Origin of the sequence: Parasphingomonas halimpatiens (genome assembly GCF_036663795.1) — a bacterium.
GTDB lineage: Bacteria > Pseudomonadota > Alphaproteobacteria > Sphingomonadales > Sphingomonadaceae > Sphingomonas.
The window spans coordinates 1-26248 of record NZ_JAXOJP010000030.1 but is presented as its reverse complement, the minus strand read 5'-3'; the positions used below and the strand labels follow the sequence as shown (position 1 = coordinate 26248).

Sequence of the window (26248 nt, the reverse complement as noted above, 5' to 3'; positions counted from 1 at the left end):
CTAGGCAACGGCGCGCGACGTCCCTGCCACGCCTGCGGAGCGGATTGAAAGCCCCGAAATGGCCACCGAGGCCAATTGCAGTGCCAGAATCGACTCGGCGCCCTGATTTCGGTTCAATCCGACCGGGGTAAGGCCGTCGAAGCATCCGCCGTCCTGCGCCGTCGCCAGCGGCAGGTCCAGATCGTTGCGACCGAGATACCAGCGATAGGCGCGCATCGCCTCGTCGATCCAGCGCATATCGCCGGTGGCGTCGAAAGCGGCATGACAAGCATCGATCGTCGCCTGCGCCTCGAGCGGCTGCTGGTCGAAGGGCAGCGGATCGGCATAGGGCCGACCGAAGCTTTCGGTGCCGACGGCGCGGAAACGTCCGTCGGAGCCGGTCTGCTGCGCGGCAATCCAGTCGAGCGTATCGAGCCCGACATCGATCAGGTCCTGTCGGCCGAGCGCGATGCCGGCGCGGATCAGCGCTTCGGGCAGACGCGCGTTGTCATAGGCCAGCACGATCTCGAACCAGCGCCATTCCGGCCGACGCGCGCGCGCCAGCAGGACGAGCAGATCGGCCGAGAAGCGCGTCAGGATATGCGTCGCCAGCGTGTGCCCGGGATGCGCCTCGAGCATCGCAGCCGAGCCGAGCATGGCAAAGCCCTGCGCGCGCGGCGAGCCGAGATCGAGCGCGAGGCTGGCGGTTTCGTCGAACAGGCGGCGTGCCCAGTCGCGATGCTTGGCGAGACCCGCCTCGCGCGCGGTGACGCCGAGCGCCCACAAGGCGCGGCCGTTGGAATCCTCGGAACCGGTATCCTCGCACCAGGTGCGATCGAAGTTCATGAAGTTGCGGAAACGCCGCGTGTCGGGGTTCCAGGCATATTGCACGAACGCGGCGTAGATCGTCATCCACTTGTCGCGCGCCACCTCGTCCATGCCGGGCAGGCGCGCGGTGAGCATCAGCGCGCGGGCGTTGTCGTCGATGCAATAGCCGTGGCGCCGGTCAGGCACCGAGAGAATGGCATGCTGAAACATGCCGGTGGCGTCGCTCATGCGCTCGACCGCGGCAAAATCGGGCGCGAGCGCGCGAAAGGTCGCAGCGGTTGCGATCCGGCGCGGCTTGGCGGCGACCATCGCGGCGATTTCGTCCATCGCCGCGTCGGCGAGGCGCGACCAGATCATCGTGCGACCGCGCGCATAGGCGCGCTCAGAAAGCTGTTGCCGCGCGACATCGTCACCGAGCAGCACATTGATCTCGCGTGCGAAGCCCGCGCTGTCGCCGAAATCGACCAGCACACCGTGGCCGTCGGCAAGTATCTCGGTGGCGTGGACGTAGGGCGTCGAAACGACCGCCTTGCCGACGCCGACCGCGTAGGACAGCGTACCCGAGGTGATCTGCGCCGGATTGGTATAGGGCGTGGCGTAGATGTCGGCCGCCTGGAGATAGTCGAGCAGATCGTCATGCTCGACAAAGGCGTCGACGAAGGCGACGTGATCGGCAACGCCCAGCGCTTCGGCCTGCGCCTCGAGCCGGTCGCGATACGCCTCACCTTCATGCGCGACGAGATTGGGGTGCGTGGCGCCGAGCACGACATAAAGCGCGTCCGGATTCTCCGCGACGATCGCCGGCATCGCCTCGATCATCGTCTCGATACCCTTGCCGGGTGCGAGCAGACCGAAAGTCAGGATGGTCTTGCGGCCTTCCCAGCCAAAGCGCTGCTTGAAGCCGGCGGTGTCGAGCAACGGCCGATCGGGCACGCCGTGCGGGATCGTCAGGATGGTGCGCGGATTGGCGCTGTAAACGCGCTCGAGAATTTCACGGCCACGCTCTGCCATGACCACGACACGCGAGGCACGGCGCAGCAGCGCCTCCATCACGCGCCGCTGATCGGCATTGGGTTGTTCGAGCACGGTGTGCAGCGTGACGATCAGCGGCAACGAGATCCGGTCGAGCAACGCCAGGATATACTCGCCGGCCGGGCCTCCGAAAATGCCATATTCGTGCTGCAGCCAGACCGCTCGCGCGCCTCTCGCCTCGATCGCACGGGCGGCATCGATATAGGCAAGCCGGTCCTGTTCCGGGATGGCGCGGGTAACGGCGGAAGGATAATCGTAGCGGCCGGGGTGATCGTCCATCGCATAGACATCGACGGCCATGTCCGGAAACCGATCGCGCAGCGCGGTAAAGGTGTCGGTGGTATATGTTGCAAGGCCGCATTTCCGGGGAAGGAAATTGCCGATCAGTGCGAGATGATCGATTGCCGTGGTCGTGCGCGCCGAACGCGTCATTGCCATTTCCTTGCGAGTTACAAAGGCCAAATCAGCCGACTCTTCCTTCCCTGAACGGATTGACAGTAATATGGTTGCGCGCGTGCTGCACCGCAACAAAAAAATCATGTTGATGTGGATTAAGTTTTGCGCGGCGGCCAGCGCTCACCCGCGGCCACGATAACCGGGCACATCCTGCGGCGGTAGCCACAGCCCTTCGGGTGGCAGGCCGGACTGCCAGAAGACGTCGATCGGGATGCCGCCGCGCGGATACCAATAGCCGCCGATACGCAGCCAGTGCGGTGCCATTTCGGCAAACAGCCGCTCGGCGATGCCAACGGTGCAATCCTCGTGGAACGCCGCGTGGTTGCGAAAGGCACCGAGGAAAAGCTTGAGCGACTTGGATTCAACGATCGTTGCCGCCGGCGCATAGTCGATCACGAGATGCGCGAAATCAGGCTGCGCCGTCACCGGGCACAGCGAGGTGAACTCGGGCACGGTGAAGCGCACCAGATAGGGCCGGCCGGGGCGCGGATTGGGGACATAGTCGAGCACCGCCGTTTCGGGCGAACTGGGCAGCGGGCTGGCCTGGCCAAGGAATTTCGGAGTCATGGCCGCGATGTAGGCGGTGAGAGGTGCCGCGTCATCCCGCCATGCGTAAAGATCGCAACGCAACAGCGTCTCGACGCGTTGCCGCGCGATGGCTAGTGACGATGGGGCAAGAGGAGATGCCGAAATGGATTCGCTGGTAACGACCGAATGGCTCGCGGGGGAACTGGGCGCCAATGATCTGCGCGTGGTCGATGCGACCTATTTCACCGCCGTGCCCGGCGAAGCGCCGCGCGATGCGGCGGCGGAATATGAGGCGGCGCACATTCCCGGCGCGGTGTTCATGGATCTCGGCGAGCTGCGCGACACGGCGTCCGACCTGCCGATGATGCTGCCGAGCGCAGAGAAATTCGCCAGCCGGATGCAATCGCTCGGACTCGGCGATGGCAGCCGCATCGTGCTCTACGACAATTCCCCGCTGCACACCGCAGCCCGCGCCTGGTGGATGCTGCGCACCTTCGGCGCGCACGACGTCGCGATCCTCGATGGCGGCCTTGCCAAATGGCAGGCCGAGGGCCGTGACACGGCGAGCGGCAAGGAGACACTGCGTCACCGTCACTTCACCGTGTGGGCAGACGACAGCGGCGTGCGCTCCCTCGACCAGATGAAGGCGAACATCGATACTGGCGCCGAGCAGGTGGTCGACGCCCGCTCCGCCGCCCGCTTCACCGGCGAGGAGCCCGATCCGCGGCCTGCAACGCATGCCGGTCACATCCCCGGGTCGAAAAACCTGCCCTATGGCGCTGTGTTCAACGCTGACGGCAGCTGGAAGCAGGGCGACGCGCTCAAGGCGGCGTTCGAAGGCGCCGGGATCGACCTCGCCAAGCCGGTGGTGACGACCTGCGGCTCGGGCATCACCGCGGCGGTGCTCGCGTTCGGGCTGCATCTGCTGGGCAACAATGCCGCGTTGTACGATGGCAGCTGGTCCGAATGGGGTGCCGATCGCACGACGCCCAAGGCGATGGGCGCCGCTTGAGGGACATCGGATGAGCAAGAGCGACCGCCCGCGCGCCGACGCGACCCGCGTCGTCACCGCGGGCCGGCGCAAGGAGTGGACCGCCGGCGTCGTCAACACGCCGGTGTGGCGCGCCTCGACGATCCTCTACGACTCGGTCGCGGCGATGCACGAGCGCCTCAACGACACGCACCACCGGCTGTTCTACGGCCGGCGCGGCACCCCGACCCAATGGTCGCTCGCCGATGCGCTGACCGAACTCGAGCCGGGCGCCGAAGGCACGTTCCTCTACCCTTCCGGCGTCGCGGCGATCGCCGCCGCCTTGCTGTCGGTGCTGTCGCCGGGCGACGAACTGCTGCTGGTCGACAGTGCCTATGACCCGACGCGCGCGATGGCGAGCGGTCTGCTCAAGCGCCTCGGCATCGCCACGCGCTTCTACGATCCGCTGATCGGTGCCGGAATCGCCGACCTGATCACCGACCGCACACGCGCGATCTTTCTCGAAAGCCCCGGCAGCCTGACCTTCGAGGTGCAGGACGTGCCCGCCATCGTCGCCGCCGCAAAGGCGCGCGGGGTAACGACGCTGCTCGACAATACCTGGGCAACGCCACTGCTGTTTCCGGCGATCGCGCACGGCATCGACCTGACGATTCTGGCGTGCACCAAATATGTCGTGGGGCATTCCGACGTGATGCTCGGTTCGGTGACTGCGGCGCCGGGGCATTTCACGCGACTGCGCGACACCAGTTTCCAGCTCGGCCAGGTCACCAGCCCCGATGACGCGTGGCTCGGCTCGCGCGGGCTGAGAACGATGGCGCTGCGGCTGCAACAACATCAAGCCAGCGCGCTCAAGATCGCGCATTGGCTGAACGAACAGCCCGAGGTTGCCCGCGTACTACACCCTGCCCTGCCCGGCTGCCCGGGCCACGAACTCTTCAAGCGCGATTTCAAAGGCTCATCGGGGCTTTTCTCGTTCGTGCTGCAGGGCGGCAACGACGCCGCCCGCGCCGCCCTGATCGACGGCCTCGACCTGTTCGGCATCGGCTATAGCTGGGGCGGTTTCGAAAGCCTCGCCGTGCCGATCGACCCGCAACGCTATCGCAGCGTCACGCGGCGCGACGATGCCGGCCCCGTGGTACGGCTGCAGATCGGGCTCGAGGATGCCGATGATCTGATCGCCGATCTTGCCGCCGGGCTGGCGCGGTTCAGCGCGGCTTCGTGAACCTGCCGCTCGACTGGCTGCGCGATCAGGGACTGAGCGGCATTCCGCGCGCGCACTGGATCGAGGCGGCGATCACCGGCTCGCTGGTGCTGGTCGCGCTGCTCATCGGCCTCGCTGCGCAGCGCTTTGTCGGGCGTCCGCTGTCGCAGGCGTGGAAAGGCAGGCTGACGGGTCAGGCCGAGAGTCTCGGGAGCCGCCTGCCGGGGATCGTGCGCCACGGCAGCGCCGCGCTGCTGCTCGCCATCCTGATCAATGCGCATGACTGGTCGAAGCTCGCCGCGGCGCCGGTTGGACTCGCGCTCGGCGCGGCGACGGCGCTGTCGGTGCTCGCGATATTGCGCGGATTGGGCATTGCGCGGTGGATGGCGTGGCTCGTCGCGATCGCGCTGTTCGTCGCGCTGTTCAGCCATGCCGTGGGCGGCCTGCAACCGATTACGACGACGCTGGAGCGGATCGGCTTCGACGTCGGCAAGCGCCGCTTCTCGCTACTCGCGCTGCTGACGATCCTGATTACCATCATCGCACTCTATGCGCTGGTCCGGCTGGCCAATCGCTTCATCGCGCACTGGGTCAGCCAGTCACGCGCCTTCGATGCGACGCAGAAATTGCTGGCGCAGAAGCTCGCCGGCATCGCCGTCGTTGTGGTCGCCTTCTTCGTCGGTGTCGATGTGCTCGATATCGATCTGACGACCTTCGCGGTTTTCTCCGGCGCGCTCGGGCTGGCGATCGGCTTCGGGTTGCAGAAGACGGTCGGCAACCTCATCGCCGGAATCATCCTGCTGATGGACCGCTCGATCAAGCCGGGCGACGTCATCGTCGTCGGTGAGGACATTGGCTGGGTCAACAAGATCGGCGTCCGCGCCGTCTCGGTGATCACGCGCGACGGCAAGGAACATCTGATTCCGAACGAGAATCTGATGACGCAGGCGGTCGAGAACTGGTCCTATACCGACCGCAACGTGCGCGTCCGCATCCCCGTCGGGGTGAGCTACGCCTCCGATCTCAAGCTCGCCCAGCAACTGATGCTGCGCGCGGCCGACGAAAGCCCGCGCGTCCTCGACTCGCCCAAGCCCAATGTCTGGCTGACCGCGTTCGGCGACAGCGCGATCGAGCATGAAATACTGGTGTGGATCAGCGACCCGGAGGGCGGTGTCGGCAATGTCCGTTCCGACGTGCTCAACCGGCTGTGGTGGCTGTTCAAGGAACATGGCATCGAGATACCCTTCCCGCAGCGCGAAGTGCATGTACGGACCTCGCCACCACAGGATCCGTACTGAAACTGTTGCGCTCCCGCAACAGCTTGAGCCGAATCGGCCGCAACCGCCGAATTATGTTGTGCAATGCAGCGCATTTCGGCAATCTTGCAATGCCGACGGAATATCGTGCGGGAGGGAGACCTCCGACAGACACGAAATCCGACGCGCGCAGGCGGGGACGTCGCATTCCATTCGGAAGGAAACCGATGCGCTTCTCCACTCTCTCGCTCGGCGGGCTCCTGCTCGTCGCCACCGCCGCTCCTGCGTTCGCCGATGATGCGGCGCCGCCTCCGGCACTCACGATCAATGCGACCGCGACCGTCGTCAGTGACTATCGCTTTCGCGGCGTCTCGCAGACCGACAAGAATGTCGCACTGCAGGGCAGCATCACGCTGACCCATGAGTCGGGCTTCTACGTTTCGGTGTGGGGTTCCTCGACCGACAGCTACGTCACCGCGTCGCTTGCCGGCCATCAGGAAATCGACATTATCGCAGGCTATTCGAAGACCTTCGGTGGCACGAAGATCGACGGCGGCGTGCTCTACTACGTCTATCCCAAGACGAAGTTCGCGGGCGACACCAGTTCGTCGGACTTTGCCGAGCCCTATTTCGATATCTCGCACACCTTCGGTCCGGTGACGGCCAAGGCCACCATCAACTACGCCTTCAAGCAGAAGGCACTGCGCCTCGACCAAACGACCGGGCCGAGCCATGACAACGTCTATATCGCCGGCGATCTCTCGGCCGCAATCCCGCACACCCCGATCGGCCTGACCGCGCATCTCGGTCACAGCTTCGGCCCGAGCTGGCTGGCGACCGATTTCAACGGCAAGAAGGGCTATACCGACTGGGGCCTTGGTGCGACGGTGACGTACAAGGTGCTGACTTTCGGTCTCAGCTATGTCGATACCAACGCGGATTTCCGCAATCCGTTCAACCTCAAGAAGATCAGCAACTCGGGCGTCGTCGGCACGATCGGCGTCAGCTTCTGATCTGACATTTCGGGCGAGAGTTTGCCTCTCGCCCGAACTGACAAAAAAGCGCGCCGCGATCATCCCGATCGCGGCGCGCTTTTTGTTGCGCCAGGGCGCTATTTTGTCAGGGGTTCGGGGTCGATGCGCGCGCGGCCTGGCCGTCGCCTTCCGGGGCGGCGATAACGTCGCGGGTCGTCGTGCCCTTGTCCACGACGGCGGTGGCGGGGTCGCCGACCGACGAGCGGATGCCGGGATCGGGATCGGCACCCACGGCACCCAGCGTGGCGCTCTCACCATTGCTGCGTGCCGCCGGGCCACCGAACAGCGCGTCGAGCGCCTGAGCCTGCGCGCCGGTGTCGTTGGTGCGCGTCGCGCCAGGCTTGGGCGGGACGAGCGCGAAGTCGGGCGGAATGACCAACGGCGCCTGACGGGCGACGGCGAATTCGTCCGGACCGCCCTTGCCAAAGCCGCGATGCCCGCAGCCGGAGAGCAGCACGACGAGGCCGAGCCCCGCGACGATCGGTACCATTTTACGCATTGGAATTCTCCACAGATGCCCGTGCCCGCGACTTGTCGCGCACGAGGAGAGCGCGGACGAGCAGGACGAGCACCCCCATGGTAATGAAGGCGTCGCCGAGATTGAAGACCAAAAACGGTCGCCACTCGCCGAAGTGCAAATCAGCATAGTCGATGACATAGCCGAGCCGGATGCGATCGATGATGTTGCCGACCGCGCCGCCCAGCACCATGCCGAGCGCGAACTGGTCCTGGCGGTTCTTTTCGTTGAACATCCACACCAGCACGCCGATGGCGATCGCGCCGGTCAACGCGACGAGCGCCCAGCGCATCGTCTCGGTATCGGCATGAAGCAGACCGAGGGACACGCCGCGATTGGCGACATATTGCAGGTTGAAGATCGGCAGCAGCGTGCGCGAATCGCCCAGCACGCTGAGGCCGAGCGGCCCGGTGACGAACAGTTTCACCGCCTGATCGACGATGACGAAGGCGCCCGCGATGGCGAGGCCGAGTTTGGGCAGCGGGTTCATGCGGCAACCACCTTGGCACAGCGGGCGTCGAGAGTGCCATCCGCCGCGACATCGGGCAGATGCCGCCAGCAACGGCCGCATTTGTGGAACTCGGTACGGGTGACCTGAAGGTCTTCGCCCTGCGTCACGCGGGCGACGATGAAGATCTCGGCCAGCGCCTCGGCCGGCAGCGGCAGCGACGGCACGACAACTTCGGCCTCGAGGCTGGAGCGGACGATCTTCTCGCGGCGCAGCGGCTCGATCGCCTCGGTGACCTGCTGGCGCAGCGCGCGGACATCGCCCCAGGCGGTCGAGATCGCATCGTCGCCGGGCAGCGCGGGAAGCTCGGGCCAGGTGAGGAAATGCACCGAGCCGTCCTCGCTCGGATAACGCGACTGCCACACTTCCTCGGCGGTGAAGCACAGGATCGGCGCGGCGTAGCGCACCAACGCGTGGAACAGGATGTCGAGCACGGTGCGGCAGGCGCGGCGCTTCATGTCGCCGGGCGCGTCGCAATAGAGGCTGTCCTTGCGGATATCGAAGAAGAAGGCCGACAGGTCTTCCTGCGCGAAATCGGTCAGCAGCCGCAGATAGCGGTTGAACTCGTAATTCTCCGCCGCCGCCTTCAATTCGACGTCGAGCTTACCGAGCAGATGGAGCACGTACAGCTCCAACTCGGGCATGTGGCGCGTGTCGACCTTCTCGGCGTCGGTGAAGCCGTCGAGCGCGCCGAGCAAATAGCGGAAGCTGTTGCGCAGCTTGCGATAGGCGTCGGAGGTCGTGCCAAGCACTTCCTTGCCGATCCGCACATCCTCGAAATAATCGGTCTGCGCGACCCACATGCGCAGGATGTCGGCGCCCGATTCCTCGATGATCTTGAGCGGATCGACGACGTTCTTCAGACTCTTCGACATCTTCTTGCCGTTGGAGTCGAGCGCGAAGCCGTGCGTCAGCACCGCGTCGTACGGCGCGCGGCCGCGTGTGCCGCAGCTTTCGAGCAACGAAGACTGGAACCAGCCGCGATGCTGGTCGGAGCCTTCGAGATAAAGATTGGCGCGGACACCCTCGCCGTAACGCGCCTCGATCACGAAGGCGTGGGTCGAGCCGCTGTCGAACCAGACGTCGAGGATGTCGGTGATCACCTCGTAATCGGCGAGGTTGTATTTGTCGCCGAGCAGCGCCTGATGATCGGCGGCGAACCACGCGTCCGCACCGGTCGCCTTGAAGGCCGCGACGATGCGGTCGTTGACCGCGCTGTCGTTGAGGTAACGGCCGGTCTTGCGATCGACGTACAGCGCGATCGGCACGCCCCAGGCGCGCTGGCGGCTGATCACCCAGTCAGGGCGCTGCTCGACCATCGCGCGGATGCGGTTCTGACTGCGCGTCGGCACCCAGCGCGTCCGCTCGATCGCGTCGAGCGCGATTTCGCGCAGCGTCGGGCCGTTGCCCATCGCCACGCCGAGCGTCGGCATCTCGGTGCCCGTCGCGACCTGCGGCACGGCGACGACGCCGCTGCCGACCTGCTGGTCCATCGGGATGAACCATTGCGGCGTGGCGCGGAAGATCACCTTGGCCTTGGAACGCCAGCTGTGCGGGTAGCTGTGCGCGAAGTCGTCCGACGCCGCGAGCAGCGCACCGGCGGCGCGCAGGTCGCTGCAGATCGGCCCGGGTTCTTTGATGTCGCCTCCGGCTCCGGCGGCGACGAACTTCTTGTTGATGACGCTGCCCTGCCCGCCCAGCCACAGCCAGTCGGCACGGTACATGCCCGCCCCATCGACCGCGAACACCGGGTCGATGCCGTGCGCCTTGCACAGCTCGAAATCGTCTTCCCCATGGTCCGGGGCCATATGGACGAGACCGGTGCCGGCATCGGTGGTGACGAAGTCCCCGGGCAGGAACGGGCGCGGCTTTGCGAAGAAGCCGCCGAGTTCGTGCATCGGGTGGCGGGCGACGGCGCCGGCGAGATCAGAGCCTTTACCTATCCATCGAGCGTCAGAGAGGCGGATCATCTCAACGCCAAGTCGCTTGCCGACAGCCTCCATCAGAGGCATCGCAATGACAATGCTCCTCGGGAGTTTTCGCCTAAGCCTGACCCACTCGTCAGCTTGCTCTTGAGTCGTCTGATCAGGATCAAAGGCGCCACCATAGGGCAGGAGGTCGACCAGCCCGTACTCGATCTCCGGCCCATAGCTCAGCGCCTGGTTGACCGGGATCGTCCACGGCGTGGTCGTCCAGATCACCGCGTGCGCACCGACCAGTTCGGGCGCGTTCGGCGCCTCGACGATCTCGAACGCGACGTCGATCTGCGTCGACACCACATCCTCATATTCGACCTCGGCCTCGGCGAGCGCGGTCTTTTCGACCGGCGACCACATCACCGGCTTGGCGCCGCGATAGAGCTGGCCGCTCTCGGCGAACTTGAGGAGCTCGCCGACGATCGCCGCCTCAGCCTCGAACTTCATCGTGAGATAGGGGTCTTCCCAGTCGCCCATCACGCCGAGCCGCTCGAACTGCGCACGCTGCACCGCGACCCACTTCTCGGCATAGGCGCGGCATTCGGCGCGGAACTGCGCGACCGGGACCTGGTCCTTGTCGAGCTTCTTGGCGCGGTAGGCTTCCTCGACCTTCCATTCGATCGGCAAGCCGTGGCAATCCCAGCCGGGCACATAGGGCGCGTCCTTGCCGAGCAAGGACTGGCTGCGGACGATGATGTCCTTCAGCACCTTGTTCATCGCATGGCCCATATGGATGTCGCCATTGGCGTAGGGCGGGCCGTCATGCAGGATGAAACGCTCGGCCCCGGCACGCTGCTCGCGCAGCCGGTCGTAGAGGCCGAGCTTGGCCCAGCGCGCGAGAATCGCCGGCTCCTTGGCGGCTAGACCGGCTTTCATCGGAAAGTCGGTCACCGGCAGGAACACGGTGTTGCGATAGTCGGCGGCGGGGGCGGTGGTGTCGGTCATGGCTGGGCGGGGCTTAGACGAGAGATGGCGGGACTAAAACCCCTCTCCCTGTGGGAGAGGGGTAAGGCGCGAAGCGACGCGGGGTGAGGGCAGCGACGCGGGTGGAGCAGCTGCCCTCACCCTTCCGGCGCTTCGCGCCTCCCTCCCTCTCCCAAAGGGAGAGGGAAAACGTCACCAGTTCCACACCATGCCGGTTTCGCTGAACGGCTTCGGCTCGCGCGGGGGGATGGTAGAATCGTTGAGGCGGCACTGCCAGAAGCCGACGTCGATCCAGCGACCGGCCTTGTAGCCGGCCTCGCGCAGCACGCCGGTGCGCTGGAAGCCGACCGATTCGTGGAGGCGGATCATATGGTCGTTGGGCAGCGCGATCACGCTGATCGCATGGGTGAAGCCCTGCGCACGCACCGTGTCGATCAGCGCGTCGTAGAGCTGCCGGCCATTGCCGCGACCCTGCGTGCCCTGCTTCAAATAGACGCCGGTCTCGATCGTGTACTGATAGGCCGGGCGGTCGCGGAACTTGGTGGCATAGGCATAGCCCAGCACCTCGCCGCCCTCGCCTTCGGTCACCACCAGCCAGGGATAATAGCCGTCCGACGCGGTCATGCGCGCGCGCATGATGCGCTCGTCGGGCGCCTTGAGCTCGAACGACACCGTCGCGCCCTCGACATAGGGTTTGTAGATCGCGGCGATCGCGGCGGCGTCGTCGGGCGTGGCGGGGCGGACCGCGATTACCATCCGAGGCGCGCCAGCAGGAGGTTCATCAGGCTGACATCGGCGTTGCTCGGCGCCGCGCCGCCCAAGCCGCTGCATTCGAGGCAGCGCGCCTGCACCGCCGCACCCGTGCCGATGCGCTTCACCTCGCCCAGCGCGCTGGCGAACATCGCCCGGCGGTCGGCGGCGATGCGGCTATAGGCATCGCTCGCCGGGGTGGCGCTGTCCTCGTCGTCATCGTCGCGGAACAGACCGGCGAGCAGCTTGGCCCAGCGGCCCGGCTTCTTCTCGAGATATACGGCATGGACATCCTCGACCTTGAGGCCGGCGCGCTTCGCTGCCTCGGCGATCGCGTCCTGCAGGCCGCCAAAGCGGTCGACCAGGCCGAGCTGGTGGGCCGTCCCGCCGTCCCATACGCGGCCCTGGCCGATTTCATCGACGCGGGCCGGCGTCAGGTGGCGCGCCTGCGCCACGCGGGCGACGAACTGGCGATAACCGTTCTCGATTCCCGCCTGGAAGATCGCGTCGGTCTCTTTGTTGGTGCCGCCCATGATGTCGGGCTGGCCCGAGATCGGCGTGGTCTTAACGCCGTCGGTGGTGACGCCGATTTTCTTCAGGGTGTTTTCGAAGGTCGGGATGATGCCGAAAATACCGATCGAGCCGGTGATGGTGGTCGGCTCGGCGAAGATCACGTCGCCGGCGGTCGACACCCAATAGCCGCCCGACGCGGCGACGCTGCCCATCGACACGACGATCGGCAGCTTCTGCGCACGCGCCTCGACGATCGCCATGCGCATATCTTCGGACGCCATCGCAGAACCGCCGGGCGAATCGACGCGCACCACCAGCGCCTTGAGCTTCTTCTTGGCCAGCGCATCGAGCACCGCCTTGGCGACGGTATCGGAGCCAACATTGCCGCCGTTCGACTTGCCGTCGACGATGTCGCCGGCGACGGTCAGCACGCCGATCGCGTCGCCACCCGTCGGCAGCGGGTTGGCGTCGACATAGGCCTGATAGCGGATCGTGTTGTAGCTGCCCACCGCCTTGCGGTCGTCATGACCGGCAATCGCGGCGACGCGCTTGCCGAAATCGAGCCGGGTGCCGAGCTTGTCGACGATCCCGGCATCGAGATTGGCGCGCGCGATATCGCCCTGCGCGGCGAGCACGACCTTGTCGGGCTGGGCGAGGAAATCGGCGATCTTGGCCTTGGGCCGCGCCTTGCCGATCGCTTCCTTCCACTGCGCGAACAGGACATCGTAAAGGACGCGGACTTCTTCCTTGGCCTCGGGCGAGGCGTCGGCGCGAGTGTAGGGCTCGACATAGGATTTATACTTGCCGACGCGGTAGACGTGCGCGTTGACGCCGAGCTTGTCGATCAGCCCCTTGTAATAGAGCTGCGATCCGCCCGGTCCCATGAACAGGCTGCCGGCCATCGGGCTTTCCCAGATCTCGCTGGCGTTGGCGGCGAGGCGATAGGCGCCATCGGTGTAGGAAGTGGCATAGGCCAGCACGGGCTTGCCGGAGGCACGCACCCGGCCGATCGCGTCGGCGACCTCGTTGAGCGCGGCAGGATAACCGCCGCCGAACGATTCGAGATCGAGCACCACGACCTTGACCTTGGTGTCGTCCTTCGCCTTGTCGAGCGCCCGCACCACGTCGCGCAGGCGGAATTCACGCGCGTCGTTGCCGCCGCCGCTCAGCGCGGCAAAGGGATTTACGTCGGCCGGCTGTTCGACGATGCGGCCGTCGAGCTGCAACATCAGGGCGCCGTCGCGGACCGAGGTCGGACCGGGTTTCGCAGACAGGGCAGCGAACAACAGGCCGAAAAAGATCAGCATCGCGATCAGCACGAGGCCGTCCTTGATGCCGACAAGGATCTTCCACGCGCCCCGAACCAGTTTCACTTCATTATCCCCTGCCTTGGCGGATGAGCCTTACCGCTAGAGCAAGCCGGCGCGCGAGTAAATCTCCGTGTTAGCCGGGCAACACAGGCCGTGGTGTGGCGCTTTGGCACGGTCGGTCTATAGAGCGCTCGGCATGGCCCATCACGCCGCCCTGACCCCGCTGACCGGAGCGATCGCACCGAGCCACCGCGTCGAACTGCGCGCGCTGCTGGCGCTGGCGGCGCCGCTGGTCGGCGCGAATCTGCTGCAGATGGCGGTCTATGCGATCGACGTGGTGTTCGTCGCGCGCCTGTCGACGGTCGAGTTCGCGGCGGCGACGCTGGGCGTCTTTCTCTACAGCCTGATGTTGTGGGCGCTGCTCGGCCTGACCACCGCCTGCGCGCCGCTGATCGCGGCCGAACTCGGCCGGCGGCGCCATGCCGTGCGCGAAGTGCGGCGGTCGTTTCGCATGGCGATGTGGCTCGCCGCGCTGGCGTCACTGCCGATCATGCTGCTGCTCGCGCATGGCGAGAGGCTGCTGCTGTTCGCCGACCAGAACCCGGATGTCGCACGGCGCGCGGGTGCGTTTCTCGATATCCTGTTGCTGGCGCTGGTGCCGGCGATCTTTGCCGGCGTGATGCGCACCGCCGCGGCGGCACTGGGCCGCCCCGGCTGGGCACTGGGCGTGACAGCGGTGGCGCTCGGGTTCGGCGCGCTGGGCAACTGGCTGCTGGTGTTCGGGCATGCCGGGTTCCCTGCGCTCGGCCTCGAAGGGTCGGCGATCGCCAGTGTCGTGACGACGACGGCGATGATGCTGGCCTATGCCGCGATCCTGCTGCTCGACCCCAGGCTGCGGCGCTATCGTCTGCTCGGTCGCTGGTGGCGGCCGGAATGGTCGCGGCTGCGCGAGATTGTTCGCCTCGGCGTGCCGATCGCTTCGACCTTCGTGCTGGAGGGTGCGCTGTTCGGTGGCGCGGCGATCCTGATGGGGCTGATCGGGGTCAGCGAAGTGGCAGCGCACGCCATCGCGCTCAACATCGCCGCCTTTACCTTCCAGGTGCCGCTCGGCGTCGCACAGGCCGCGACGATCCGTGTCGGCATGGCGTTCGGCGCGCGCGACCGGGCGGCGGTCGGCCGCGCAGGGCGCGTCGCGCTGGCGGTGGGTATCGGATTCATGGGGATGGCCGCATTGATGATCTGGAGCATACCGCGCCTGTTCGTCGGCATCTATATCGACCTCGACAAGCCGGCCAATGCGGCGGTCATCGCGCTCGCATTGCAATATCTCGTCGTCGCCGCGGTGTTCCAACTGGTCGATGGCGCGCAGTCGGTTGCGGCGGGCGTGCTGCGCGGCATCCAGGATGCGCGCGTACCGATGTTGATCGCCGCGTTCGGCTATTGGGTTGCCGGCTTCGGCACGGCGATCCTGTTCGGTTTCCGCTTCGGCTGGAGAGGTGTCGGGATCTGGACCGGGCTTGCCGTCGGGCTGCTCGTCGTCGCGGCGTTGCTGCTGTGGCGCTGGCACGCGCGCGAACGGATCGGCCTGCTGCACTGGCCAACGAACTGAGGTGTCGGCGGCATTTTTTGTCGCGCGACCCGTTGACGACTCGCGCCGGCCTCCACATATGCGCCGTGCTGGCACTCACCACGTGCGAGTGCTAACAAGCGTTCATATCAAGAAGCAGAAGGGCAAACGCGCATGAACTTTCGTCCATTGCACGACCGCGTCCTCGTCCGCCGCATCGAGGCTGAAGAGAAGACCGCGGGCGGGATCATCATCCCCGACACCGCCAAGGAAAAGCCGCAGGAAGGCGAGATCGTCGCCGCCGGTTCGGGCGCCCGCGCCGAGGACGGCACCGTGACGCCGCTCGACGTCAAGGCGGGCGACAAGGTCCTGTTCGGCAAATGGTCCGGCACCGAGGTCAAGATCGACGGTGAAGACCTGCTGATCATGAAGGAATCGGACATTCTGGGTATCGTTGGCTGACGCCGATGGGCCGGGCATCGTCCCAGCCCTCCCGACCGGTTCCTTTCCACAATCATTCCACTTATCCAAGGATTTACCAACATGGCAGCGAAAGACGTCAAGTTTTCGCGTGACGCGCGCGAGCGCATCCTGCGCGGTGTCGACATTCTCGCCGACGCAGTGAAGGTCACGCTTGGCCCGAAGGGCCGCAACGTCGTGATCGACAAGAGCTACGGCGCGCCGCGCATCACCAAGGACGGCGTGACCGTCGCCAAGGAGATCGAGCTCAAGGACAAGTTCGAGAACATGGGCGCGCAGATGCTGCGCGAAGTCGCCTCGAAGACCAACGACGTCGCCGGTGACGGCACCACCACCGCGACCGTGCTCGCCCAGGCGATCGTTCGCGAGGGCATGAAGTCGGTGGCAGCCGGCATGAACCCGATGGACCTGAAGCGCGGCATCGACCTCGCGGTCGTCAAGGTCGTCGCCGACATCAAGTCGCGTTCGCGCCCGGTGTCGGGTTCGAAGGAAGTCGCCCAGGTCGGCATCATCTCGGCCAATGGCGACACCGTCGTCGGTGAGAAGATCGCCGAAGCGATGGACAAGGTCGGCAAGGAAGGCGTGATCACCGTCGAGGAAGCCAAGGGCCTCGAGTTCGAGCTCGACGTCGTCGAGGGCATGCAGTTCGACCGCGGTTACCTGTCGCCTTACTTCATCACCAACCCCGAGAAGATGTCGGTCGAGCTTCAGGATCCCTATATCCTGATCCACGAGAAGAAGCTGTCGAACCTGCAGGCGATGCTCCCGATCCTGGAAGCAGTCGTCCAGTCGGGTCGCCCGTTGCTGATCATCGCCGAGGACATCGAGGGCGAGGCTCTCGCCACGCTCGTCGTCAACAAGCTGCGCGGCGGCCTCAAGGTCGCGGCCGTCAAGGCACCGGGCTTCGGCGATCGCCGCAAGGCGATGCTCGAGGACATCGCGATCCTGACCAAGGGCGAGATGATCTCGGAAGACCTCGGCATCAAGCTCGAGAACGTCACCGTCGGCATGCTCGGCACCGCCAAGCGCGTCACGATCGACAAGGACAACACCACCATCGTCGATGGCGCCGGTGATTCCGATGCGATCAAGGGCCGCACCGAGGCGATCCGTGCGCAGATCGAGAACACCACCAGCGACTATGACAAGGAGAAGCTCCAGGAGCGTCTCGCCAAGCTCGCCGGCGGCGTTGCCGTGATCAAGGTCGGTGGTTCGACCGAGGTCGAGGTCAAGGAGCGCAAGGACCGCGTCGACGACGCACTGCACGCAACCCGCGCAGCGGTCGAAGAAGGCATCGTCCCCGGCGGCGGTACGGCGCTGCTGTACGCGACCAAGGCGCTCGAAGGCCTGACCGGCGCGAACGACGACCAGACCCGCGGCATCGATATCGTCCGCAAGGCGCTCTACGCGCCGGTCCGCCAGATCGCGCAGAATGCCGGTCATGACGGTGCGGTGATCTCGGGCAAGCTGCTCGACGGCAACGACCCGGACATGGGCTTCAACGCCCAGACCGACGTGTACGAGAACCTCGTCACCGCCGGCGTGATCGACCCGACCAAGGTCGTTCGCACCGCGCTGCAGGACGCGGCCTCGGTCGCCGGCCTGCTCATCACCACCGAAGCGGCGGTGAGCGAGCTGCCGGAAGACAAGCCCGCCATGCCGATGGGCGGCGGCGGCGGCATGGGCGGCATGGGCGGCATGGATTTCTGATTTTCGACCGGGGCAGCGCGAGCTGCCCCGGACAGAAAATCAGAACGGCCGGCAGGCTTCGGCCCCTTTGGCCGAAGTTCCGTCCGACGACCGCGCGGGCTTTGCCCGCGCCGCTCAGACCTACGCGAATCGGGCCGGGGGGAAACCTCCGGCCCTTTTCATGTCCTTGCGTCGCACAGGACGCGGCTGATCCGACGATAGCTTTTCGGCGCATGCTCGGCCAAGACGCGCCGTGATGCGCACTTTCCTGACCTGGATCCTTCCCTGGCTCGCGCTCAGCGTGGCCATCTTCCTCGCCTGGATGAACCCGGCGGTGCTCAACCCGACGCGTCTCGCCTGGCTGCTCGACGGCAACGATCATGGCCAGGCGATCATCGGCCTCGCCGCCTATCTGCGCGCGCCGCCGCCCTGGCCGTCGCTCCAGTCGACCCTGCTGATGGCGCCCGACGGCTTCCCGCTGGCGCTGACCGACAGCAACCCCCTGCTCGGTGCGCTGCTGCGCCCGTTCGCGTCGCTGCTGCCGATTGGCTGGCAATATATCGGCTGGTGGCTGCTCGCCTGCATCCTGCTGCACACCGGCTTTGCCGCCGCGCTGCTGCGCCGCTTCGTGGCGAGTCCGCTGACCTGCTGGATCGGCGCCGCCTTGCTGACACTGATGCCGGTGCTGCTGGCGCGCTATATCCACGTCAATCTCTGTGCGCAGTGGCTGATCCTGTGGGCGCTGTGGATCTATGTCGATGCCGGGCGATCGGCGCGGCTCGGCTGGTGGGTGGCGGTCACCGTCGCCGCAATGATGATCCATCCCTATATCCTGGTGATGGTCGTCGCGATCTGGGCGAGCGCGATGCTGCGCGCCTTTGTCGCGGCGCGCGGGCGTTGGGCCCGTGCAGCCGTGCTTGGCGATGTCGGCACCGTCGTCGCGGCGCTGGCGCTCGTCCTGCTGTTCCTCGGCACGATCAACAAGCCGACGCTCGTCGCGGGCGGTTACGGCACCTATTCGATGGCGCTCGACGCGCTGTGGAACCCCAATAACGGCACCAATTCGGCGTTCCTGCCGGGCGCGGCGCTCTCCCCCGGCCAGGAATTCGAGGGGATGAACTATCTCGGTCTCGGCGGCCTTGCGCTCGTCGCGGTCGCGTTGGCCTTTGGCCTTCGGCACCGCGCCGAACTCCGCAACGAGGCGCTGTTCCGGCGCCTCGCATGGCTATTGCCCGCCTTTGTTGTGCTGACGCTCGTCGCGATGGCGCCGCATCTCATCTGGCGCGGCGAAGCGCTTGCGACCCTGCCGCTGCCCCACTGGGTCGTCGCGGCGCTGGACCCGGTGCGCGCGGCGGGGCGGCTCTTCTGGCCCGTGCTCTACACGCTCGTTTTCGTCGCGATCGTGCTGGTCAGCCGGTTGCACCGTGGTGCCTGGCTGCTGGCGGGGGCGTTGCTGCTGCAGGTCGTCGACATGTGGCCGCTGCTCGCCACAACGCGCGCGAGCAGCGCCACGGCGGCGCGGACCAATCTCTATCGCCGCACGCGCGATCCGCGCTGGGATACGCTGATCGCGCAGGCCGACACGATCCAGTTCGAACCACCTGAAATGTATCGCGATCTGGGTTTGCTCGAGGAGGTGACGTGGCGCGCGATCACCGCCGGCAAGCCGGTGCGCTTTTTCTACGCCTCGCGCGAGCCGATCGCGGTGCGGCGGCGCCTCACCGTCGACAGCGTGCTGTTCGCGACGGGGCAGATCGACCGCCACCGGCTCTATGTCCTGCTCGACGGCCGCGCGCCGCCGATTCTCGCCAACCAGGTGCGCCACCTCGACGGCATCGCGATCATTCCGCCCAACCCAGCGCGCTGACGCCGGCCCGTTAAACGAGGGCTCATCGCTTTCATTAACCATATCTTCCCATCTGCGCGGCACAGGCGGATCATGGCCCTTCGCGTCCTTCGCTGCGCCGCCCTGCTGGCACTGACCCTCGCGATCTTCGTCGCCTGGGTGAATCCGGCGGCGCTGCTGCCGGGCAATGTCGGCTGGGTCTTGCGCGGCAGCGACTGGGGGCAGAGTAGCATCGGTCTCAACGCCTATCTGCGGCTGTCGGACTGGCCCGGGAGCGGCACGCCGCTGATCCTCGCGCCCGACGGCACGCATCTGTTGCTGATGGACAGCAATCCGCTCGCCGGCCTGGTGCTCGCGCCCTGGGCGCGCTGGCTGCCGGACGGGGTGCAGGTGATCGGCCCGTGGCTGCTGCTGTGCCTGATGCTGCATGTCGGCTTCGCTTATGCGCTGGTGCGCCGTCATGCGCCCGATTTCCTGTCGGCGTGGCTCGGCACCGCGCTGCTCACGCTGCTGCCGACATTATACAATCGTATCGGCCACGCCACGCTGTGCGCGCACTGGCTGCTGCTATGGGCGCTGTGGATCTTCGTCGAGCCGCGCCGCGCGCGATCTGTGCGCCATTGGGCCGCGATCATTGCCGTCGCCGGGCTGATCCACAGCTATCTGCTGCTGATGGTCGGTGCCTTCTGGGCGAGCGCGCTGCTCCAGCAGTTCGTCACTGCGCGTGATCGGGACGCACGGCGCGACGCTTTTGCGATGGTGGCCTGTATCGCGTCGCTCGTCGGGGTGATTGCGCTGTTCAACGGCATCGTCGGGTCGGGGCTGGTCTCGACCGACAGCTATGGCCATTTCACCCTGTCGCTCGACGCGCTGTGGAACCCGGCAAACCCGTCCTACACCGCGCTGCTTCCGTCGTCGCGCCCGCCCGGCGACGGCAGTGCGGCGTTCGAAGGGTTTCAGTATCTTGGGGCCGGCCTGCTTGCGCTGGTGGTAGCGTCGTTCATCCTGTTAGCGCGGCGCGGGCGTGACGCGGAACCACGCGCGTTGCTTGCCCGTCTCGCCTGGCTGCTACCTGCGCTGCTGGTGCTGGCATTGCTCGCCATCGGCCCGGTGATCCGCTGGGGCGGCGTGGCGGCGAGCGGCGTAACACTACCGCCGATGGTCCTCGCGATGCTCGACCTCGTGCGCGCCTCGGGCCGGCTGTTCTGGCCGGCCGCCTATACGATCGTGTTCGTCGCCATCGTCAGCGTCTATCGCCTGCCGCGAGCCATGGTCACCGCGGTATTGGTGATCTGCCTGGCGCTCCAGCTCGTCGACATCATGCCGATGTTTGCCGCGATCCGGGCGAGCACGGCCGAGGCCGGTGGCCGCACGGTCTACAAACGCACGCGCGACCCGCGCTGGGACACGCTGATCGCGCGTGCGGGCAGCATCGACATCCAGCCACCCGAGCCGTTCCGCAATCTCGACCTGATCGAGGAAATTGCCTGGCGGGCTGTGCGCCAGTGCCGACCGATGCGCTATTTCTACGCCTCACGCATTCCCCGGACGACGCAGGCGCGGATCGATGCCGACCGGCGGATATTCCTGGCCGGGCAGATCGACCCGACGCGCCTATACATCGTCGCCCGTCCGCAAGACGTCCCACCCGCACTGCGCGCACGCCTCGTCGCGATCGACGGTGTGTCGGTCATCGTCCCGACGCGTGCGGGGGCAGCGATGCCGGGCTGCCGCGTGGCGGCCTAGAGGGGGATGGCTTCTGCCTGAATCACTCCCCACCCGTTCGTTTCGAGCGCAGTCGAGAAACGGCAACAGGCGCTCCGCCAGGTTTCTCGACCTCGCTCGAAACGAACGGGTTGAGGTGAAATCATCGCGCCTTAGCGTCGTCGCTTAGGCTGGCGCGCGGTAAAGCATCGCCACGTCGCACCGCTGATAGCGCGCGCCGAAGGTCTCCTTGACCCAGCTGTCGTGCTCGAAGCCGGCCTTTTCATAGAGATGGATCGCCGGCGCACAGCGGGCGTTGGTCAGAAGATAGAGCGTCTCGACACCCATCGCGCGGGCGCGCTCGATCGCAGCAGCGAGCAGGAACTCCCCAATCTTGCGGCCACGCGCGGATTCGAGCACGCCCATCTTGGTCAGTTCAAACTGCCCTTCCCCGGTCTTGCGCAACGCGCAGGTCCCGACCACGCCGAGCCCGGGCACCGCCGCGAACAGGATCGCGCCGCCGGGCGCGATGATCTTCTCGCGCGGCGCCAGCAACACCTCGCGGTCGCTGTCCTCCATCGCGAACATCGTCTCGATCCAGGCGGCGTTGATGCTGTAGAAATCGGGCGCCAGCGCGTCGCTGTAATCGAGGATTGTCGGGCCGGGCCGGCGATCGAGCGGCGCCTCGCCCAGCGCGCGCTCGATCGCCGCGATCTGGTCGAGCAACGCTTCCGGCGCGTCGCCACACAGATCGGCGACCGCCGCCGCGGTCATCGGCCACAACACCGCCTTGGCGCGTGCCATCACCGCCGCCCCCTCGGTGGTCAGCGCGATGGTCTTCTGGCGCTGGTCGCGATGCGCCCGGCTCGTCTCGACCAGTCCGAGCGCGGCCAATCGCGACAGGATGCGCGTCACCGCCGGCTGGCTGATGCCGAGCATCTCGACCGCCGCGCCGACGGTCAGCGGCCCGTGCCGGTCGAGCGTGGCCAGCAACGGCATCTGGCTTGGCTGGACCGGAAGATCGGCGGTGGCGGCGATTCGCGCGGCGTCGCCCTGCAGGCGCTCGGCCAGTCGTTTGAGGCGGCTGCCCAAAAAGACCGGTCCCATCTCCGCAACAACATCGCTCATCTCAGGTACCTCAGCAACAATATAACGCGTTATATTATTTGTTGACGCAGCTGTCCAGCACACGACGTGCCTTGCACGCCTGATACACCCTTTCTTTTCGCCGCGCGGCGCGGCAGGTTGTCGGCATCAACCCATCCCCGACGATCCGAGGCACCTCCATGACCGACCTGTCCCGCCGCGAAGCCCTTGCCGCCGCTGCGCTTGCCACCTTCGCCGCCGCGGCACCGGCCTGGGCGCAGGACAAGGCGGCGCCGATCGAGACGGCGGCATGGGACCTGAGCGACCTCTATGCCGATGACGCCGCGTGGGACGCGGCGCGGCGCAAGGTGCTCGGCGACATCCCCGGCCTGCTCGTTTACAAGGGCACGCTCGGGTCAAGCGCGGAGAAGCTCGCCGCCGCGCTGGTGGCACAATCGGATATCGGTCGCACTGCCACCCGGGTCTACACCTATATCAGCCTCAAGGCCGACGAGGATCTGCGCATATCGGCCAATCAGGAGCGCCAGGCGCAGGCGATCGACATGTTCACGGCGTTCGGCGAGGCGACCTCATGGGTCGCGCCCGAACTGCTGACCGTCGGCAAGGCGAAGATCGAGAGCTTCGTCGCCAGCAACGCCACGCTCAAGTCACGCTTCGATTTCTATCTTGCCGACGCGCTGCGCCAGGCGGAGCACACCTTGACACCCGAGGGCGAGAACCTGCTCGCCGGCACCTCGGCGCCCTTTTCCGGCGCGGGCGACATTCGCGAGCAGCTGGTCGCCACCGACATTCCCTGGCCGACCGTGACGCTGTCGACCGGCAAGCAGGTACGGCTCGACGACCAGGCCTATACGCTCAATCGCGATGCGCCGGCGCGCGCCGATCGCAAGCTGGTGTTCGACACTTTCTGGGCCGAATATGGCAAGTTCCAGAGCTCGCTCGGCGCGGCTTATCTCAGCCACGTCAAGGCCGACATCTTCCGCAAGAAGGCGCGCAAATACCCCACGTCGCTAGCGATGTACCTGTCGGGCGCCAATGTGCCCGAGGCGGTATACCGTACGCTGGTGAAGGAAACCAACAACGGGCTGCCGCAGCTGCACCGTTATTTCGAGCTGCGCCGCAAGCTGCTCAAGCTGCCCGACATGGCTTATTACGACATCTACCCGCCGCTGGTGCAGCTCGACAAGAAGGTCACCGTCCCCGAAATGCGCGCGACGGTGCTGCAGGCGCTCGCCCCGCTCGGCCCCGATTATGTCGCGACGCTGTCGAAGGCGACGGCGGCGAAATGGATGGATCCGCTGCCCCGACGCGGCAAGAAGTCCGGCGCATATATGAATCCAGGCGCAGCTTATGACGTGCATCCTTATCTATTGCTCAACTTGGGCGAGAATTATGACGGCATGACAACCTACGCTCATGAATGGGGGCATGCGATGCACACGCTGCTCGCCAATCGCACCCAGGTCTACGACAAGTCCGACTATCCCATCTTCCTCGCCGAGATCGCCTCGACCTGCAACGAGCAGTTGCTCGCCGCGCATATGGTGGCGCACGCCAGGACCAAAGAGGAGAAGCTGTTCTATCTCGGCCAGCAGCTCGAAAGCATGCGCGGCACCTTTTACCGCCAGACGATGTTCGCCGAATTCGAACTGGCGATCCACGACAAGGCCGAAGCGGGCGAAGGGCTATCGGGAGAGAAGCTCAGCGCGACCTATCTCGATCTGCTGCGCCGCTATCACGGCGCGAAGGTCAGCGTGGCCGACGCCTTTGCCTCCGAATGGGCGTATATCCCGCACTTCTATAACAGCTTCTACGTCTATCAGTACGCCACCTGCATTTCGGCGGCGTCTTATTTCGCACGCTCGATCTTGCACGGCAGTGCTAAGGAGCGCGACAATTATCTCTCGGTGCTCAAGGCCGGTGGATCGGATTATCCGGTCGACATTCTCAAGCGCGCCGGGCTCGATATGACCACGCCCGCGCCGTACCAGGCGATCATCGCGACCTTCAAGGAGACGCTCGACCAGGCCGAAGCGCTGATGGCCTGAGGCTCAGGCTGACTGCCTCGCGGCCGCGTCCAGCGTATCGAGCAGCCAGTCGTCGACGACCGTGTCGATCACCAGATGGACGCGGTCGGTCGACCCGCGATTGGCGACGCTGTGCGGATCCGACAGGCGCAAATACCACATCTCGCCCGGCGCCATCGTCACGGGCACTCGATTGACCAGAAACTCGACCTGCGGATTGGTGGTGATCGGCACATGGATCCGCGCCGTGCCAAGTTCGGCGGCGAGGTCCAGGTCGTCATGCTCCTTGATCATCGAGCCCGGCGTCAGCCGCATCAGCCGCACGCTGCGCAGCGGGGAGCGGAACACGCCGAGCAGCTCGCGGATATAGGGTGCTTCGCCGAGCATCGGCCCATCGACGAATTCGGTCGCGGTCGAATCCGAATAGATCATCATGATCGGATGCTTCGCATCGTGCCTGTAGCGCAGCGGCAGCACGTCCCACATCCCGTCGTAATTCTGCCGCACGAAATGTTCGGTCCAGTCGTGGCGCAGCAACCGGTCGAGATCGGTGCACAGCCGCGCCGCATCGAACGTGAATGGCAGACGGACGCGATCGGGTATCGCTCTGGGAGATTGTTCCGGCACGCGCATCACGATAGGCCGTGGCGACGGCGGCGCAAGTCGCCACATCGTTTCCCGTGCAAGGACAATTCGTGCCGCCGACCGACACCGCCACCGCGATCGACCGCTTCCGAGCGCTCGTCGCCGCCGACGCCGCCTTGCAGGACCGGTTGGCACCACTCTACGTCCCGGAAGCGTTCAATGCCGCGGCGATCGCCGCCGGCGCCGCGCACGGCATCACGCTCGATGCCGACATGCTGCACGAGGCGCTGAAGCCCGATCCACTCGGTCTGGCCCGCTTTGACGACGGCAATAGCACGATTATCGGCTACCCGCCCCGGCAATGGCTACCGACCGCGATCGTGCCCACACCGCAGGGCGCCGCGCTCAGCTGGGTTCATTTCGCCGGCGAGCCGCTACGCGATTCCTTCTTCGAAACTTCCGCCCGGCGCGCCGGCGCGCTCCCGATCAACCGGCTGATGCGCGAGCGATCGACCTTACAGAGCCTGATCGACGCCCCCGCCCCCGACGACGCGTTGCTGCCCGACGGTTTCATCTTTCACATGTCGCGCTGCGGTTCGACGCTCGCGGCACAGATGATTGCCGCATTGCCGGGCGCGATCGTGCCGTCCGAGGCAGCACCGATCGACGGCGCGGTGCAGCTCAACCACCAGATCCCCGGCCTCCCGCTCGAACTGCACGCGCGCGTGCTCCGTGCCGTCGTCGCAGCGCTCGGCCGCAACCGCAGCGGCGACTCGCGGCGCTATGTCATCAAGCTCGACGCCTGGCACATGATGGCGCTGCCGCTGTTCCGTGCTGCATTCCCCGACACACCCTGGGCCTTCATGTACCGCGATCCCGTTGAGGTGATGGTCTCGCAGAAGCGCCAGGCCGGCGTCATGGCGGTGCCGGGCGAAGTCCCGCCGGAGACCTTCGGCATCGACGACAGAGGCGAGGATTCGACGCTCGCTTATGGTGCCAACGTTCTCGGACGGATTTGCCAGGCGGCGGTCGCGGGCATGCCGGGCGGCGGCGGCTTACTGGTCAACTACGACGAGATGCCCGATGCCTTGCCGCAACGCATGCTGCACCACTTCGACATCGTCACCGACGCGACGGATCGCGCGGCGATGCGCGCAGCGACCGTGCGCGACGTGAAGAGCAAGGAAAGGCCCTTCACGCCCGACAGCGTATCGAAGCGCGCGGAAGCGACGCCCGATATCCTCGCCGTGGTCGAGCAATATCTCGCGACCCCTTATGCCGCGCTGGAAGCCGTGCGCCTGCTGGCGGCAGCGTAAGACGCGACTAAGAGCCCGAGCGGAAAGTGGTTGAGCGATATCAGTAGGTTGTGATTCACCGTCGTTGTCGAGACGATAGGAGAAGCAGATGGCCTGGACTGATACCGCCCGCCGGCAACATAGG

20 protein-coding genes are annotated in these 26248 nt (G+C 66.1%); 11 read left to right on the top strand and 9 right to left on the bottom strand.

Annotated features, from left to right (window positions below):
- Positions 1–2271, bottom strand: coding sequence for a glycosyltransferase family 4 protein (locus U1839_RS21355; protein WP_332805594.1), 2271 nt, complete (start codon positions 2269–2271; stop codon positions 1–3).
- Positions 2272–2415: 144 nt separating this feature from the next.
- Positions 2416–2862: a preQ(1) synthase gene (gene queF, locus U1839_RS21350; RefSeq protein WP_332805593.1), complete on the bottom strand. Its 447-nt coding sequence runs from the start codon at positions 2860–2862 to the stop codon at positions 2416–2418.
- Between the two features lie 124 nt (positions 2863–2986).
- Here queF and sseA point away from each other — a divergent pair, with 124 nt between their 5' ends.
- The 4 genes from sseA (at position 2987) to U1839_RS21330 (ending at position 7284) form a co-directional block, all read left to right on the top strand.
- Positions 2987–3835 (top strand): 3-mercaptopyruvate sulfurtransferase, encoded by an 849-nt coding sequence (sseA, locus tag U1839_RS21345; protein ID WP_332805592.1) that lies wholly within the window; start codon positions 2987–2989, stop codon positions 3833–3835.
- Between the two features lie 10 nt (positions 3836–3845).
- The gene (gene metC, locus U1839_RS21340; protein ID WP_332805591.1) at positions 3846–5036 is read left to right on the top strand and encodes a cystathionine beta-lyase; all 1191 of its coding nucleotides are present in this window, start codon (positions 3846–3848) and stop codon (positions 5034–5036) included.
- A gap of 2 nt (positions 5037–5038) precedes the next feature.
- Positions 5039–6313 (top strand): mechanosensitive ion channel family protein, encoded by a 1275-nt coding sequence (locus U1839_RS21335; protein ID WP_443030653.1) that lies wholly within the window; start codon positions 5039–5041, stop codon positions 6311–6313.
- A 185-nt stretch (positions 6314–6498) separates the two neighbouring features.
- Complete coding sequence (locus U1839_RS21330) at positions 6499–7284, top strand: TorF family putative porin (RefSeq protein ID WP_332805589.1); 786 nt, start codon at positions 6499–6501, stop codon at positions 7282–7284.
- Between the two features lie 106 nt (positions 7285–7390).
- Here U1839_RS21330 and U1839_RS21325 read toward each other — a convergent pair whose 3' ends face one another.
- The 5 genes from U1839_RS21325 to sppA all read right to left on the bottom strand — a co-directional run bounded on the left by U1839_RS21325 (position 7391) and on the right by sppA (position 13866).
- Positions 7391–7804: a DUF3035 domain-containing protein gene (locus tag U1839_RS21325; RefSeq protein WP_281126721.1), complete on the bottom strand. Its 414-nt coding sequence runs from the start codon at positions 7802–7804 to the stop codon at positions 7391–7393.
- The gene (lspA, locus tag U1839_RS21320) at positions 7797–8312 is read right to left on the bottom strand and encodes a signal peptidase II (RefSeq protein ID WP_281126720.1); all 516 of its coding nucleotides are present in this window, start codon (positions 8310–8312) and stop codon (positions 7797–7799) included. The genes U1839_RS21325 and lspA overlap by 8 nt, the downstream gene beginning before the upstream one ends.
- Complete coding sequence (gene ileS / locus U1839_RS21315; RefSeq protein ID WP_332805588.1) at positions 8309–11251, bottom strand: isoleucine--tRNA ligase; 2943 nt, start codon at positions 11249–11251, stop codon at positions 8309–8311. Before ileS ends, lspA begins: the two co-directional genes overlap by 4 nt.
- Before the next feature lie 171 nt (positions 11252–11422).
- Positions 11423–11986 (bottom strand): GNAT family N-acetyltransferase, encoded by a 564-nt coding sequence (locus tag U1839_RS21310; protein WP_332805587.1) that lies wholly within the window; start codon positions 11984–11986, stop codon positions 11423–11425.
- Entirely contained in the window at positions 11980–13866 is a 1887-nt protein-coding gene (sppA, locus tag U1839_RS21305) for a signal peptide peptidase SppA (protein ID WP_332805586.1), read from the bottom strand. The genes U1839_RS21310 and sppA overlap by 7 nt, the downstream gene beginning before the upstream one ends.
- A 133-nt stretch (positions 13867–13999) precedes the next feature.
- Here sppA and U1839_RS21300 point away from each other — a divergent pair, with 133 nt between their 5' ends.
- The 5 genes from U1839_RS21300 (at position 14000) to U1839_RS21280 (ending at position 21131) form a co-directional block, all read left to right on the top strand.
- Complete coding sequence (locus U1839_RS21300) at positions 14000–15412, top strand: MATE family efflux transporter (RefSeq protein WP_332805585.1); 1413 nt, start codon at positions 14000–14002, stop codon at positions 15410–15412.
- A gap of 132 nt (positions 15413–15544) precedes the next feature.
- Positions 15545–15832 (top strand): co-chaperone GroES, encoded by a 288-nt coding sequence (groES, locus tag U1839_RS21295; RefSeq protein WP_281126715.1) that lies wholly within the window; start codon positions 15545–15547, stop codon positions 15830–15832.
- Positions 15833–15913: 81 nt separating this feature from the next.
- The gene (gene groL / locus U1839_RS21290) at positions 15914–17560 is read left to right on the top strand and encodes a chaperonin GroEL (protein WP_332805584.1); all 1647 of its coding nucleotides are present in this window, start codon (positions 15914–15916) and stop codon (positions 17558–17560) included.
- A 235-nt stretch (positions 17561–17795) separates the two neighbouring features.
- On the top strand, positions 17796–19406 hold the full coding sequence (locus U1839_RS21285) for a DUF6311 domain-containing protein (protein ID WP_332805623.1): 1611 nt from the start codon (positions 17796–17798) through the stop codon (positions 19404–19406).
- A gap of 72 nt (positions 19407–19478) precedes the next feature.
- Complete coding sequence (locus tag U1839_RS21280) at positions 19479–21131, top strand: DUF6311 domain-containing protein (protein ID WP_332805583.1); 1653 nt, start codon at positions 19479–19481, stop codon at positions 21129–21131.
- 144 nt (positions 21132–21275) lie between these two features.
- Here the strand turns inward: U1839_RS21280 and U1839_RS21275 are convergent, their stop codons facing one another.
- A complete protein-coding gene (locus U1839_RS21275; protein ID WP_332805582.1) occupies positions 21276–22217 on the bottom strand; it encodes a bifunctional helix-turn-helix transcriptional regulator/GNAT family N-acetyltransferase in 942 nt (313 codons plus the stop codon).
- Between the two features lie 158 nt (positions 22218–22375).
- On the opposite strand from U1839_RS21275, the gene pepF reads away from it, so the two are divergent.
- Positions 22376–24244 carry an oligoendopeptidase F gene (gene pepF / locus U1839_RS21270; RefSeq protein ID WP_332805581.1) on the top strand — a complete coding sequence of 623 codons (1869 nt, stop codon included), beginning with the start codon at positions 22376–22378 and terminating at the stop codon, positions 24242–24244.
- Positions 24245–24247: 3 nt separating this feature from the next.
- Here the strand turns inward: pepF and U1839_RS21265 are convergent, their stop codons facing one another.
- Complete coding sequence (locus U1839_RS21265; protein ID WP_332805580.1) at positions 24248–24850, bottom strand: aspartyl/asparaginyl beta-hydroxylase domain-containing protein; 603 nt, start codon at positions 24848–24850, stop codon at positions 24248–24250.
- Positions 24851–24903: 53 nt separating this feature from the next.
- On the opposite strand from U1839_RS21265, the gene U1839_RS21260 reads away from it, so the two are divergent.
- Complete coding sequence (locus U1839_RS21260; protein WP_332805579.1) at positions 24904–26124, top strand: sulfotransferase family protein; 1221 nt, start codon at positions 24904–24906, stop codon at positions 26122–26124.
- Positions 26125–26248: the final 124 nt, after the last annotated feature.

Bases quoted from the DNA above. Each gene is read 5' to 3' on its own strand.
- U1839_RS21355 (WP_332805594.1), bottom strand. From the start codon at position 2,271: ATGACGCGTTCGGCGCGCACGACCACGGCAATCGATCATCTCGCACTG.
- queF (WP_332805593.1), bottom strand. From the start codon at position 2,862: ATGACTCCGAAATTCCTTGGCCAGGCCAGCCCGCTGCCCAGTTCGCCC.
- sseA (WP_332805592.1), top strand. From the start codon at position 2,987: ATGGATTCGCTGGTAACGACCGAATGGCTCGCGGGGGAACTGGGCGCC.
- metC (WP_332805591.1), top strand. From the start codon at position 3,846: ATGAGCAAGAGCGACCGCCCGCGCGCCGACGCGACCCGCGTCGTCACC.
- U1839_RS21330 (WP_332805589.1), top strand. From the start codon at position 6,499: ATGCGCTTCTCCACTCTCTCGCTCGGCGGGCTCCTGCTCGTCGCCACC.
- U1839_RS21325 (WP_281126721.1), bottom strand. From the start codon at position 7,804: ATGCGTAAAATGGTACCGATCGTCGCGGGGCTCGGCCTCGTCGTGCTG.
- lspA (WP_281126720.1), bottom strand. From the start codon at position 8,312: ATGAACCCGCTGCCCAAACTCGGCCTCGCCATCGCGGGCGCCTTCGTC.
- ileS (WP_332805588.1), bottom strand. From the start codon at position 11,251: ATGACCGACACCACCGCCCCCGCCGCCGACTATCGCAACACCGTGTTC.
- U1839_RS21310 (WP_332805587.1), bottom strand. From the start codon at position 11,986: ATGGTAATCGCGGTCCGCCCCGCCACGCCCGACGACGCCGCCGCGATC.
- U1839_RS21300 (WP_332805585.1), top strand. From the start codon at position 14,000: ATGGCCCATCACGCCGCCCTGACCCCGCTGACCGGAGCGATCGCACCG.
- groES (WP_281126715.1), top strand. From the start codon at position 15,545: ATGAACTTTCGTCCATTGCACGACCGCGTCCTCGTCCGCCGCATCGAG.
- groL (WP_332805584.1), top strand. From the start codon at position 15,914: ATGGCAGCGAAAGACGTCAAGTTTTCGCGTGACGCGCGCGAGCGCATC.
- U1839_RS21285 (WP_332805623.1), top strand. From the start codon at position 17,796: ATGCGCACTTTCCTGACCTGGATCCTTCCCTGGCTCGCGCTCAGCGTG.
- U1839_RS21280 (WP_332805583.1), top strand. From the start codon at position 19,479: ATGGCCCTTCGCGTCCTTCGCTGCGCCGCCCTGCTGGCACTGACCCTC.
- U1839_RS21275 (WP_332805582.1), bottom strand. From the start codon at position 22,217: ATGAGCGATGTTGTTGCGGAGATGGGACCGGTCTTTTTGGGCAGCCGC.
- pepF (WP_332805581.1), top strand. From the start codon at position 22,376: ATGACCGACCTGTCCCGCCGCGAAGCCCTTGCCGCCGCTGCGCTTGCC.